Here is a 12,152-nt window from a genome sequence, read left to right on the forward strand (position 1 = left end):
TGAAGCTGCAAACTTAACCGATTTGTGTTCATCCCGAACCATTTTCCTGTATTGGGGTTGTTAAAGCAGCAATTAAAAACTATGGCAGTTTATTCCCTGAAAACAGTGCAGGTTTTACCGGTAAGTCTGGAGCAGGCCTGGGACTTTTTTTCCAGTCCGGCTAATTTAAGCGCTATTACACCCGCCAAACTGGGCTTTAACATTATTTCCAAACACCATGGAGAGAAGATGTATCCCGGACAGATCATTGAGTACACGGTAAAGCCAGTATTAGGGATTCCGCTCTATTGGATGACGGAGATCACGCATGTGGAAGAGGGGAAATATTTTGTGGATGAGCAGCGCTATGGGCCCTACAGCATGTGGCATCACCAGCATCATTTCCGCGAGGTTTCCGGTGGGGTGGAGATGACGGATATTGTACACTACAAAATCCCGCTCTGGTTCCTGGGAGATCTGGCGCACGCCCTCTTTGTTCGCCGGCAGTTAAAAGAAATCTTTGACTACCGTTTTCAAAAAGTAAATGAGTTGTTTCCTTAATGAATTTTTCCCGTAGGGTACTGAAGCAATGGTGACCAATGGTCAATGTTCCCGACGGGTAAAATTCCATCGGAATATCTATCCATCACCCAGGCATCCTGGCAATATACTTCTCAATCTGTTTAATCTGATCCACAATCTGCGGGGTTGTAGGTTTCAACGCTTTTGCTTTGCGGAAGAAATCTTTGGCAGCGCGGAATTCGCGTTTGGTCATCATGATGGAACACATCTGGAGGTAGGCAGCTGCTTCGTTTTCTTTATCGGGCAGGCCTTTGCGGATGGCGGAGCGGATATAGTTTTCACCGCCTTTCATATCGTTCCGTTGTAGTGCGATCATGCCCATTTGCAGCAGGGAAGCCCCTTCTGCTTCTTTCATCGGCATACCAAGATCGAGGCCTTTTTTCATCATTTTTTCGGCACCGTCGTAATCCTGTTTCATCATCGCGATATTGCCTTTCAGGGTATAAAATACCGAGCGGATGGGCTTATAGAGCAGGTTGGGGTATTTCACCTGGTTCAGGATTTTTTCAGCACCTTCCATATCACCGGTTTCCATATATTCCTGGATCAGTCGCATGGGGCCGAAGAAAAAATGTCCGAAAATCAGCACCGCGCCAACGAGGTAAGCGATAAATGCGGGCCAGAATCCGGCGTAAATATTGGTGACTATAGCAATCGCCAGCAATGAAAATCCCAATAGCAACCTATAGCGAATAACAAAATTGTAGAACTTCATAATGGTAAAATGGACCGCAAAGTTAAGGAAATCCGGGTTCTCCGGTCGGGTGTTTTCCCGACTGGTGAACCCTGCTGAGTTTTAAAAATCATCATTAATCTCAATCCAGTATCCATCCGGGTCTTTCAGGTAAATCTGGCGGATTCCGTCCACGCGTTTGGTAACGGTGAGGGCTTTTCCGGGCCAGTCTTCAAAATGGATCCCTTTTGCCTTGAGGTTTTCGAGCAGTTCATCCATTTTTCCGGTGGAGAAGCAGAGATGGGTATTTTTTTCAGCTTCCGGCGGATTTGCCCGGCCGGAAATCAGGTGAAGATGGGCGTTTTCACTGACGCTGAACCAGGTATGGCGGCCATCATGAAAGGGTTCAGGGATGGTATCGAGGCCGATTACATCCTGATAAAAAGCGGTGCTGGTTGCGAGGTTTGTAACATATAAGGCAATATGATTGATGCGGATTTGCATGGAGGGCTTGGTTTTGGTGGATTTTTTGGCTGGCCGGCTGTTTTGGCTTTGTGCGGCAAGTGAAAGCCAGCAGCACAGTGCGATAAGCATTCCACAGCGACCGGCAGCAATGGTGATTTTAATCGGTTTCATTGGCAACATTTCAGCCGGGAAGCTAGCCAATAAATCCGTTGTTCGCACGGTCAAAACCATTATTTTTGCCACCCCGGAATAGAAATTGTTCCGTTGGTCCCGTAGTTCAATGGATAGAATAGGAGTTTCCTAAACTCTAGATACAGGTTCGATTCCTGTCGGGACCACCAGAGGAGGTGAGAAGTTGGAAGTAAGAAGTACGATTTGGTTCTTACAGCAACCATCATTGGATCCTGCAAAAATGCGGGAGTATAAATTGAAGAAGCGATTAAGGTTCAATTTTCCAATATGTCAAAGAACTAAGAGAAAACTCTTCTGTGTACATTCTTTAGTTGCACCGGCTACATTGTTGCGGCAATGGTCAGAATGAATTCCCCTTACATTATTAGTGTATTTTTTTTCGTATTTATTACAGGTATTTCAGGTTTTTTTTGGGGAAAGCTGGAGCAACAGTTTCGTGATGGGTTAAATAGACGATCTGCGGTATGGTTTGCTTCTTGTCGGGACCACCACAGGAAGAGGGAAGTTAGAATTTGGTACTTTTTGGAGCGTTTCAACTTTCTTTTTTTTGACTTTTTTTAATTCCATGTCCTCTTAGAATGTGTAAAGCTATTTCAGGGCAATACAAAATATTTTTGATTTCAGCGGCAATTGCTGCATTTATTAGCGTAATTGTTTATCATTAATTGATATGAAGTATTTATTTATTTTATCATTCTTAATATTTAGTTCTATTTCATTTGGGCAGAAATATTTTAATGATGCTGATCAAATAGTTTCTGTTTTAAACCAACGGCAGATTATACATTATTTAAAGTTGCCAGTAAATGTTGATACTCTTCATTTAATTGATAGAGAAAAATTGTTTAAAAAATTTAATGAAATAAAAATTTATTGGAATGACTGTTTAACTTATGTAGATTTTAGTGATAGTATCATTCAAAAATTAACTAATCATAATCCTAATACATTATATAGAAAAGAGTGTAATGTTTATATTTTAAGTTATCGGGTTGATGAATCAAAATATTTTAAAATGACTATAGATAAGCCATGTGTTAATGAACAAGTTGAAGTTGTATTTAAAATAAGAAGAAATAAAAAATTGAAATTGCAGAGTATAAAAAGTTATGCATTATAATCTACGTTTTACTGTATTGAATGGATTGAGGGAGTGAAGAAAGCTGGTCATAATATTATCGATGCTGGCGGAGCAAATACAAGTAGGTTTTACAATATGGAAAAGATAGCTGTATATGGAGAACAATAATGAGGTTCAGCAAGTAATCAAAATGATTATTGACGAGTTTAAATTTTTAGAAGACTTGGGATATAAATCGTCCATTAATTTTCCGACTAGTGAGGTTTTTTTGGATCATGTAAAAGTGGAATATAATAACTCTGAAAAAAAGCGCATTGTAAGTATTAGCTATACTAAGAACATACTATTAAATGATATTAAGCGGTCGTTTAATTTGAACATTGTTAAACTGCCTTATCAGGATCCAAGAAAGGACTATTTCAGCCAAATTGCATTTATGGAGTCGATCGGAAAGGAGCTAGTATCTTCGATGATAAATGATTTTTCAAATGAAGAAGTGGAGCAGATTTTAAGGAAAATATCTACATCTTTAATATCGTATTCTATGAAAATTATAACTGGTGAAAAATGGGAAGAAGGGTATTTTCCGAGTTGGTAAAACATAATTACTTGACAAACGCTCCAAAAAAACTGGTTCGTTTTTATTTGGTATAGATCAATATGGAAAATCATTGTACGCTAGAACTGTTGTTGACGGCACTGAAATTTATACATTTTGCAAGGATGGTGTAATTAAAGGAATATTGTTGCAATGTATAAATTAAAGCAAATCAAATGAAGATAGAAGGCAATAACTTGATCACTGAAAAAGAGGGATATGAAGCTATGCTGTATATGCTCAAAGCTTATTGGGAATCTACAGGATCTGCAGATCTCACAGATATTCTTAGTAGCGGTGAGTATTGGCTTGAAGAAGATTCCCCAGCAGATAGTGCATTCTGGGAATATTGGTTAGAAGCAATTGAGAAGGTCCGACGTGAAGGTCCCCCGCCATTAAAAGAACTAAAGTAGTACGGGCGAGGCCAAAAGCATGTTCCATATAAATGGTCGCATTTAAATAAATTGGTCGACTTAGATAGTGTTAATAATAAACAGGTGTATTTTAGAATTCATCCAGAGGAAATGTATTTAATTTCATTGCAAGGGCAAATTGTATTGTCGGATGTGTACAACACAAGTATAGTATCCAATGATTGGATTTCATCTGGAGATAGTTTATCTCGAAGCGAGGAAGCTAGAATAATTGAGAGATTTAATTATCAAATTTTGGATGTGATTGAATCTATGGCCAAAAGTGATGGAATCGCAGATTCTTTGATTTATAAAAGATGAGAAATAGATTGCCTAAGCAAGAATGGCGTAGATCTAATAGGGGTGAGAAAAAAACAAAATATAATTAATTGTGCCTTACAAAAATGAAATTTTAAACTGGTGGATAAGCAAGCTGAGCAAGTTTAATAGTGTGTTTTTGATATCTGGGGTAATTTGTTTTTTATTACTATACTTTGGTGCATTATTTTTTAATCGACCTATTTATTTCTTCTTTATGCTTCCCTTTGCAGGTGTTTATATTTTATTATTGAATGTATTATATATGGTTTCAGGAGCAGTGTATTATTGGCTGGCAGGTAGGGTTGGAAGCATAGTTGATTCTCTTAAAATGCGCAAGAGAATTTTCAAGTTTGTCACTTATATTGCTATTGGTTTAAATTTCACCATTCTTGTAATTTGTCTGATAGGGTTTAAGATTATTAAATTCTTTTAAACGACCCTGCAGCTGGAATTTTGTTGTTGGGCTACAAAAATATATGTGTTGGCTGGCGGATAAAATACCCTGACCACTTTCTGTACCCGTGACGCCCAGGGAAATACAATGACGGTCTATGAGCAATCTGCAACCACCTACAAGTGGGCAGAACAGCACTTGTATGGAAGCAGCAGACTGGGCATCTTTAAACCAGCATTCGAGGTGGTTTCCTCCCAGCCCTTGGGTTCTGATGCGTATTCCGATATAAATGATCTGCTGAAAGATCAGCGAAATGGAGCTGTGCAATTGCAGGACCTGTTTACCCCGGAAGAACTAGTGACGCTGCTGCACCGCAGGAAGCGCTATACGGCGCTCGAACTCCGCAATTGGTACCCGTCAGCCTACTGGTGTATCAGGCGCTTCATCCCGCTGAAATGGCCGCGCTCCGCGTAACGGATAATGATCCGGAAGCCGGCATCCGGGACGAGCCCATGAAAGGGAGGACATTACCAAACCCTTTTTAATTAGACCAACTTTAAACGAACGTTAGACGAAAAAACATCATCAAGTGTTGGGTTTAAATTTTTTATATTATCAGTAGTAGACGATTTTGGCCCTAAAATTAGACGAAATACGGAGTGGTTAAAATGTAGATTTGAAACATGACTTGTTACAAATATTCATAAATTTGTAACAAGGAAAGCCTCCAACAAGCTATTAAAAATTCATTATCAGCAACCAGGAATGGGGCTATTATTTTCCCCAGTGATTTTCGTGGTAAGGGATCAGAGGGTGCAATTAAGATGGCACTATCCAGGCTTGTAAAAGAAGGGGTGGTTGAGCGGGTAGCGCATGGTGTTTATCATATTCCCTATATCGATCCGGTATTAGGTAAGCTTAGTCCGGCACCCGAAGAGTTTGCTGAAAAATTGGCTGAAAAGGAAAAAATAAAAATACGACCTACAGGCATTTTTGCTCTTAATAAATTGGGTTTAAGTACACAGGTGCCAACTAAACTGGTGTACCTGACAGACGGCCATCCACGCAAACTCAAAATTGGAAATGCTATTATCGAGTTCAAAGCGACATCACCCAAGCGAATGGCGCTTTCGGGAGAGATGAGCAGTATGTTAATACTTGCTCTCACAGAATTGGATCTCGACCATTTAACAAAAGAGCAGGAATCCAGGATTTTTAAGTTGTTACAAGTAATGGATAAGAAAGAACTTGATAAGGATATGCGGCTGGCTCCTGCCAAAGTGTACAATTACTTATTCAAGCTTCTGCAAAGAATAGACAAGAACCACCCGGATGAACTTGGATAAAAAATCTTTTACTTTTTTTCCTTTTAAAGGCAGAGGTTTATATGCCAGTGATGGAAGCAATGGTAAGCGTCATTGTGGTCCCGGAAGCCGAGTGGAAAGCTCTGCTGGCCGGGCAGGCGGAATTGATCCGATTGGTTAAAGAATGGCAGAATAGTATACCGATGACAGTTTCTACAAGCCCCTATATTACGGCTATGAAATTTATGCAGGCCGTGCGGATCGGGCGAACGAAATTCGATCAGCTCGTAGCTGCTAACAAAGTGAAGACGATTAAAAAAGACCGGAAGATTTATGTGCCGGCGGGGGAGGTGGAGAGGTATTTTAGATCACTGTAGGATAGTATTGTATATTATAGATTCACCTAGGCTGTTACAGTATTTGGATGTTTATGCCCAACTTTTCTATTGCTGGTATATTGTGTGCAGAAATCGAAGGGGCAGAAATGACAAGATGGTTTCTCGGTCGGCTAATCGCAACGTATTTAATTCGATGCTCCTCATCATTTTCCAGGTCTGGCTTCAAAAAGAACGAAAGTTCCGCCATTTCATTGAATTGACCTTTTTCGTCTTTATCTAATACAAGCAGCACTGTCTCAAATTCTTCGCCCTTAGATTTATGAATCGTCCGATGGTTGCCGGCTTCATAGAGATTCTTTACTGCAGCAGCCATGAAATCATATTCGGTCGTTTCATAAAATGTTTTTGCTGCTCCTTTAGATAATTTTGATAGCAGCATTGTTCCTTCATTGTTCAATAGGTTATATAGATCAATCACTTTTTTCCCACTATATTGACTATAGTTATCGAGCAACAACTTGAGACATTTTAGCGATCTCTTTTTGTCTAAATCAGATTTTTTGTAATTAAATAGTTTTTCTATCGTTTTCAATGCGTCTTTAAAATAGCCCATTCTTGCATTTTCTACAGCTTTGGTAGCGTTAGATACAGCACGTCTTCGCGTTGAGTTGCCATCCTTTTCCTTCAGTTCGATCAGTAAGTTCTTTTGAATTGAGGCGGCAATGCCTTTTTTCAGGCTATTGGCCGTCAGGTTTTCCCTACATAAAGAGACTACTTGTCTGCCTGCATGCGTAGCTTCCGTCCATTGTAGCGCTGCAGCTTTATCTCCTATAACCATCGTGATTGACGTGTGACTTTCACCTCGCTTTGCATCCTGATATAATGTCGGACGAATCTTGTTCAAAAGATCGACAATTTGATTACTACTTCTATGATTGTCTTTAATTTCAAACAACTTCATTCCCGGTAATGTGAAAGCTTTTAGTTGGCCGGGAACAGCACCTAAGAACTTATATATCGACTGTGCTTCATCGCCCACAATGCCTACAATAGTTTCTTTTTGGCCAATTAGTCTAAGTATCTCAATTTGAATGGGGCTCGTATCCTGAAATTCATCTACTATAAAATATGGAAACTGTGCTCTTAATACTTCTAGGGCAAATGGTAGTTTTTTAATAATCTGGTGGCTGAAAAAAAGTATGTCGTCATGATGCAGCAACCCTTTTTTCCAAACCATTCTTTTGTAAATCCAATAGCTATCAGGTTTAAAGTTATATTTCCCGGATTTCTGAGGATAGGGAGGCAATGGCGCCAAATCTCCATTACCGTCAAATTTCCATCTCAGCCTTTCGAAAGCGCTTGCTATATCACCGTCATCGAGGTAAGTTTGGGCTGTTGTTGATTTCCATTCTTTTAGAAATTGATAGCCGGAGAACAAAATGTCATCATGTCCGTCAATGGCCTCCGCCTTCAAATCATACTCATCCGCTATAAGATGGACATACGGCTTTACAATATATTTATATAAAAAGCTGTGAATGGTACTTATTTCCAATCTGCCACCGTGATCGCCTGCCCGTTTCAGAATGGTTTCAGTAGCAACATTCGTAAATGTGATGCAGGCAATTTTTCGACAAATCTGTAACCTTTGTGAGTTGTTCAACACGTTTCTAATATGGTTTACTAAAAAACGCGTTTTGCCGGCACCAGGGCCGGCAAAGACTTTGAAATGGCATTCAATGTCTGATAGGTGATGGTTTGCGTCAATAATCTCTATGGACATGTCCAGTCAATTGCGTCAGTTAAGTATTGAGGTACATCGAATTTAACAGTCGGATTCGCTATCAGGTTCTGCTCCAATTTGTCTGCTAACTCAAGCGCATTGCCGCCTTTTCCAACGCTATTCAGGTAACGTGCTGCCAGCAGAGCTTTCATCTTTGAGTCGGAATTCCAATGTGCCGCTTTACAGGCGGTCAATGATTTCAGAATCCGGTCATTTTCTGCGCTTTTTATCATCATGTTATTTGATGCAATGAAGGCGACATCCTTTTTTTCACCATAAGCTTTTATTAGTTTTTGCAATTCATCCTGATTGCTGGTGCTGTCGGTCAATAATAAGGGACAGGTTGGATTGGTAAACATCAACTCATATTCTAGCGTTTTACCGTAGTTGCTATCCTGTGAAAAGAAACGAATAGTTTGGTGTGTGGCATATTTTGTCATTAATGAACTCGCATGCGAAGAATACTCATAGGCGGTATCTTCATTTACTTCGAACGGATAGCATTTCTTATGATTATCGCTACTTCCAATCAGTTTTCTTGCCGGATCACGATCAGTAATACATGCTACTTTTTTGTGGATAGTATGATCTTTAGTGCTGTCAAAGAGGGTCAAAAAATGCTCGAAGTAACGACCACCCACATGAATCACCACAGTATGACTATCTTCCAATGACTTTGCTTTATATTTTGCGAGCGTTGGTAAAAGCAGTTGTTCCGCGATTCCTTCAACCAGAATAATATTTTTTGCAAAAAGCATATCCGACCTTGTCGCGTCTAAAAACCGCTGTACATAAGCTTTTGCATTTTTCCCTGCAGTCGAATCTTCGAAAACGTTACCAGGATACCCAATATTCAGCGACCCATCTGAACGGCCGTGAAGACAAATGATCTGATCTAATCCGACAGCGGCAGTTATGTTTGTGGAATGAGTACTGATGAAAACCTGCCGAGCTTTTTGGTTGGAATTGCTGTGCAGAAATTTTAAAAATTTATATTGAAGGGATGGATGCAGATGTGCTTCCGGCTCTTCAATCACGAGTACGGGGAATACTTTCGCGTTACTGCCCAGGTAATCCCCATTGATATCTACCTGCATTTTGGCCAGTAGCAGGGACATGTAAATGAGGTTATTATAGCCAAGGCCATTATGTGTAGCGGGTATTTCGATACCTGTGCTATAGGATATAATCAATCGAAGTGCAGAATATAACTCCACTTCAGATAATTGACCATCAAACTCTGGTTTTGCGCTATTAAAGGAAGCCCCGGTTTCTTCGGCATATTTCATTATGTGCTCGCGTCCCTTTTCCATTCTATTGCGCAGTTGTGTAATAAGCTGTTGTGCTCCTTGGGAAAACGTTAGTTTGTGGGTTGAAATTTCAGATCGTTTGAGTGCAATGGCTTTCGCTTTGTCATTTTTTATTTCGTAGTCCATGAAGAAGTCAATAACTTCTCTAAGAAGAGTATTTCGCCCGGTAAACATATCACGTTCAACATCGCGTATGGCATTTAGAAACTGATAATCGAATTTATTAAGCGAGTCCGAATCGGCTGTGGTCTGAAGGTCCGCATTTCCTCCATATATTTTTACAACATATTTTCTCAGAAAATCGTGTTTTATTCTTATCCAGGCATCTTTTCTATCATCCTGTTTCACCTTACCCATTTCCTGCTGGTATTCTTCATGCTCACTTTCGGGAAGAAAAAAAGTATAGGTCAATAGTGCTGTATAGGGATCCTGTAAAGCAATCAACCATGGAGCGACTGTTATTAAATCATCACTCATCAGGTCCTCTCCGGGGCTTTGGATAATCGTGAGAGAGATTGTTACTTTGGGTGGAATTGTAATGAGATCAGAGAAGGGAATATTCTTGTTAAAGTCATCTACTTCCAGCCTTCGACTGGTTTTGTTATCCAGTATCAACGATAAACTTTTTAGCAGGTTGGTCTTCCCTGCATTGTTATGGCCTATAATTACATTAACGCCTTCTTTGAATTCAACGGTGGTGTCCTGAAAATTTCTGAATCCCTGTATGCGGATACTTTTTATGTACATCGAATTGGTGGATTGGTTTAATGGTTCGTTCAGCAAAAGTACCATTTTCAATTGTTAGAAACTTTAAGTTAATTGCACCGTGAGCCAGCTACGGGTGAAGATAATTTTTTCATTTATTTGCCTTAAGTAAGGAAGTTTGTGCGTAGTTGTTTATCTTGCAATCGATTGATATATAATGGGTTGCTATTTTATTGATATCTAATACTCAAGATGGAGGTTCGCCACATACATATTTCTAATTTCAGGGGTTTCGAAGAGCGTAGCTTTGAATTTAAGTCCAAGTTTTCAGTTGCGATTGGAAACAATGGCGTGGGCAAGTTCAGCTTATTGAATGCCCTCCAGGTAGGTCTGGGTGCTATACTTTAATATATTCCAACTTTACCAGCAAATTATATTTTTCGAAGGCAATTTAGAAAAGGAGAAAGGTTTGTAAAATTTGATCCCGAGCGTAGAGATTTTATTGCCAATAGGGAAAACCCTTCCATAAAGATAGTCGGAAGTTGGTACCATAATGATCATGACGATGAAATTCCTGAATCCATCATGTGGGAGCGGCATTATCTGCTAAGTAATAGCACAAAACATAATAGATCCCATTCGGCTCAAGTCGTTTACTATGGAAATTTTTTATATGAGAACCATGGGGCTAAACCTCATGTGTTATTTCCAATCTTAGCGAATTTCTATATTAATCGTACTAATGCACAAGTTCGAAGAGTCGACAAAAGATGGAAAAGGATGTCTCGGCTTGAAAAAGGATATTATGCTGCTTTAGGAGATAGTGTAGATTTCACCGGAGTATATGAATGGCTTTACTCTTACAATACACTCATTAGAGACGGTAAAGAATTTGAGGGTACTAAAGATGCTATGTTCGGGTGCATCAAAAAAGCGATACCATTTATTAAAGAAATCGAGTTCAATTCTAAGTACCACGAATTTGAAGTGCTTGTCGATTTTGAAGATGGACAACCTGTAGAAAGAAAGCTAGCTTCTTTCCTGAGCGATGGAATGAAGGCTGTTTTAAACATGGTAGCTGAAATTGCTTATCGATGCGTTTTGTTGAATGGCAAGTTGGGTCAAAATGCCATTGTTGATAGCCCTGGGATTGTATTAATTGATGAAATAGATATGCATCTTCATCCTAAATGGCAAAAAAGAATAGTGGCAGATCTTAAAAATGCTTTTCCCAAGTTGCAATTCATTGTAACCACTCATTCTCCTTTTATTGTTCAGAGCCTGAAGTCAGATGAGCTTCTAATTTTAGACTTCGATAAGGTAGAAGGACTGGATGAGGATCCGAACCGACATAGTATAGAGGAAGTTTCTACCGGCGAAATGGGCGTACCTAACGTAGAGCGCAGCCAGTTATTTCTTAAGATGCAAAATGAAGCAAAAGAATATTTTGATTTGATAAAAAACAAATCGGATAAAGAGTCGATTGCAAAAGCAAAAAGAAAGCTTGATGAGTTGAGAATTAGATTTAATAGTGATCCGGCGTATGTTGCATTATTGGAATCCGAGATGAAGGAGAGTTAACCATGAGACCAGTCGTAAAATCTGTTCGTAACGATGCTTTGGGCAACCCTCTCACATTTGCCGACTGGTCTGATGCTAAACCAGATTTAATTAACGAGATAGGATCTTTTTGTTCATTCTGCGAAAAATACAATAGCCGCGCAGCACTTCATGTAGAGCATATTCTGGGTAAAAAGTGTAAGAATGCGGCTGGTGATTTGATATATGATCATCTAAAATTCAGCTGGGATAATTTTCTGCTTGGATGTGTGAATTGCAATAGTGTGAAAGTAAATAAAGATGTTAATGTTCTAAATCCTTACATGCCTGTTTGTACCGATTCAATTATGTACCACCATTCCGGGTGAAAACTGTACCACTCAGTAGGGGTGTAAATGTAGTTTCATTTTAGATAAATATGCTTTGATATTTATGCCTTTTAAAACCTACTACT

Annotated in this window: 14 protein-coding genes and 1 tRNA gene; 11 read left to right on the forward strand and 4 right to left on the reverse strand. The window is 39.4% G+C overall.

Annotated features, from left to right (window positions below; genetic code table 11):
• Window positions 1–81 precede the first annotated feature (81 nt).
• A complete protein-coding gene (locus B2746_RS22655) occupies window positions 82–540 on the forward strand; it encodes an SRPBCC family protein (protein WP_290799416.1) in 459 nt (152 codons plus the stop codon).
• Window positions 541–625: 85 nt separating this feature from the next.
• Here the strand turns inward: B2746_RS22655 and B2746_RS22660 are convergent, their stop codons facing one another.
• Both B2746_RS22660 and B2746_RS22665 read right to left on the reverse strand, forming a co-directional pair.
• The gene (locus tag B2746_RS22660; protein WP_290799418.1) at window positions 626–1,276 is read right to left on the reverse strand and encodes a tetratricopeptide repeat protein; all 651 of its coding nucleotides are present in this window, start codon (window positions 1,274–1,276) and stop codon (window positions 626–628) included.
• 81 nt (window positions 1,277–1,357) lie between these two features.
• Window positions 1,358–1,870, reverse strand: a complete 513-nt coding sequence (locus tag B2746_RS22665; RefSeq protein ID WP_290799420.1) for a VOC family protein — start codon at window positions 1,868–1,870, stop codon at window positions 1,358–1,360.
• A 95-nt stretch (window positions 1,871–1,965) separates the two neighbouring features.
• On the opposite strand from B2746_RS22665, the gene B2746_RS22670 reads away from it, so the two are divergent.
• From B2746_RS22670 to B2746_RS22700, 7 genes are all read left to right on the forward strand, one after another.
• Window positions 1,966–2,040, forward strand: a tRNA-Arg gene (locus B2746_RS22670).
• Window positions 2,041–2,561: 521 nt separating this feature from the next.
• Entirely contained in the window at window positions 2,562–3,011 is a 450-nt protein-coding gene (locus B2746_RS22675; RefSeq protein WP_290799422.1) for a hypothetical protein, read from the forward strand.
• 115 nt (window positions 3,012–3,126) lie between these two features.
• A complete protein-coding gene (locus B2746_RS22680) occupies window positions 3,127–3,570 on the forward strand; it encodes a hypothetical protein (RefSeq protein WP_290799424.1) in 444 nt (147 codons plus the stop codon).
• Between the two features lie 176 nt (window positions 3,571–3,746).
• The gene (locus B2746_RS22685) at window positions 3,747–3,983 is read left to right on the forward strand and encodes a hypothetical protein (protein ID WP_290799426.1); all 237 of its coding nucleotides are present in this window, start codon (window positions 3,747–3,749) and stop codon (window positions 3,981–3,983) included.
• A gap of 862 nt (window positions 3,984–4,845) precedes the next feature.
• Window positions 4,846–5,172, forward strand: coding sequence for a hypothetical protein (locus tag B2746_RS22690; RefSeq protein ID WP_290799428.1), 327 nt, complete (start codon window positions 4,846–4,848; stop codon window positions 5,170–5,172).
• Window positions 5,173–5,435: 263 nt separating this feature from the next.
• Window positions 5,436–6,044, forward strand: a complete 609-nt coding sequence (locus tag B2746_RS22695; RefSeq protein WP_290799448.1) for a DUF6088 family protein — start codon at window positions 5,436–5,438, stop codon at window positions 6,042–6,044.
• Window positions 6,045–6,094: 50 nt separating this feature from the next.
• Window positions 6,095–6,379, forward strand: a complete 285-nt coding sequence (locus B2746_RS22700; protein ID WP_290799430.1) for a hypothetical protein — start codon at window positions 6,095–6,097, stop codon at window positions 6,377–6,379.
• A 34-nt stretch (window positions 6,380–6,413) separates the two neighbouring features.
• Here B2746_RS22700 and B2746_RS22705 read toward each other — a convergent pair whose 3' ends face one another.
• Window positions 6,414–8,123, reverse strand: a complete 1,710-nt coding sequence (locus B2746_RS22705; RefSeq protein WP_290799431.1) for a UvrD-helicase domain-containing protein — start codon at window positions 8,121–8,123, stop codon at window positions 6,414–6,416.
• Window positions 8,114–10,225, reverse strand: a complete 2,112-nt coding sequence (locus tag B2746_RS22710; RefSeq protein ID WP_290799433.1) for an ATP-dependent nuclease — start codon at window positions 10,223–10,225, stop codon at window positions 8,114–8,116. The genes B2746_RS22705 and B2746_RS22710 overlap by 10 nt, the downstream gene beginning before the upstream one ends.
• A 165-nt stretch (window positions 10,226–10,390) precedes the next feature.
• Here B2746_RS22710 and B2746_RS22860 point away from each other — a divergent pair, with 165 nt between their 5' ends.
• The 3 genes from B2746_RS22860 to B2746_RS22720 all read left to right on the forward strand — a co-directional run bounded on the left by B2746_RS22860 (window position 10,391) and on the right by B2746_RS22720 (window position 12,066).
• Window positions 10,391–10,546: an AAA family ATPase gene (locus B2746_RS22860; protein WP_414655287.1), complete on the forward strand. Its 156-nt coding sequence runs from the start codon at window positions 10,391–10,393 to the stop codon at window positions 10,544–10,546.
• A gap of 372 nt (window positions 10,547–10,918) precedes the next feature.
• Window positions 10,919–11,719, forward strand: a complete 801-nt coding sequence (locus B2746_RS22715; RefSeq protein ID WP_290799435.1) for an AAA family ATPase — start codon at window positions 10,919–10,921, stop codon at window positions 11,717–11,719.
• Between the two features lie 2 nt (window positions 11,720–11,721).
• Window positions 11,722–12,066: a hypothetical protein gene (locus tag B2746_RS22720; protein ID WP_290799437.1), complete on the forward strand. Its 345-nt coding sequence runs from the start codon at window positions 11,722–11,724 to the stop codon at window positions 12,064–12,066.
• Window positions 12,067–12,152 lie beyond the last annotated feature (86 nt).

The sequence above is a fragment of the Flavihumibacter sp. UBA7668 genome (assembly GCF_002483205.1).
Lineage (GTDB): Bacteria > Bacteroidota > Bacteroidia > Chitinophagales > Chitinophagaceae > Flavihumibacter.

Excerpts from the sequence above, each read along its gene's own strand:
- B2746_RS22655 (WP_290799416.1), top strand. The coding sequence starts at position 82 with ATGGCAGTTTATTCCCTGAAAACAGTGCAGGTTTTACCGGTAAGTCTG.
- B2746_RS22660 (WP_290799418.1), bottom strand. The coding sequence starts at position 1,276 with ATGAAGTTCTACAATTTTGTTATTCGCTATAGGTTGCTATTGGGATTT.
- B2746_RS22665 (WP_290799420.1), bottom strand. The coding sequence starts at position 1,870 with ATGAAACCGATTAAAATCACCATTGCTGCCGGTCGCTGTGGAATGCTT.
- B2746_RS22675 (WP_290799422.1), top strand. The coding sequence starts at position 2,562 with ATGAAGTATTTATTTATTTTATCATTCTTAATATTTAGTTCTATTTCA.
- B2746_RS22680 (WP_290799424.1), top strand. The coding sequence starts at position 3,127 with ATGGAGAACAATAATGAGGTTCAGCAAGTAATCAAAATGATTATTGAC.
- B2746_RS22685 (WP_290799426.1), top strand. The coding sequence starts at position 3,747 with ATGAAGATAGAAGGCAATAACTTGATCACTGAAAAAGAGGGATATGAA.
- B2746_RS22690 (WP_290799428.1), top strand. The coding sequence starts at position 4,846 with ATGACGGTCTATGAGCAATCTGCAACCACCTACAAGTGGGCAGAACAG.
- B2746_RS22700 (WP_290799430.1), top strand. The coding sequence starts at position 6,095 with ATGGAAGCAATGGTAAGCGTCATTGTGGTCCCGGAAGCCGAGTGGAAA.
- B2746_RS22705 (WP_290799431.1), bottom strand. The coding sequence starts at position 8,123 with ATGTCCATAGAGATTATTGACGCAAACCATCACCTATCAGACATTGAA.
- B2746_RS22710 (WP_290799433.1), bottom strand. The coding sequence starts at position 10,225 with ATGGTACTTTTGCTGAACGAACCATTAAACCAATCCACCAATTCGATG.
- B2746_RS22860 (WP_414655287.1), top strand. The coding sequence starts at position 10,391 with ATGGAGGTTCGCCACATACATATTTCTAATTTCAGGGGTTTCGAAGAG.
- B2746_RS22715 (WP_290799435.1), top strand. The coding sequence starts at position 10,919 with ATGTCTCGGCTTGAAAAAGGATATTATGCTGCTTTAGGAGATAGTGTA.
- B2746_RS22720 (WP_290799437.1), top strand. The coding sequence starts at position 11,722 with ATGAGACCAGTCGTAAAATCTGTTCGTAACGATGCTTTGGGCAACCCT.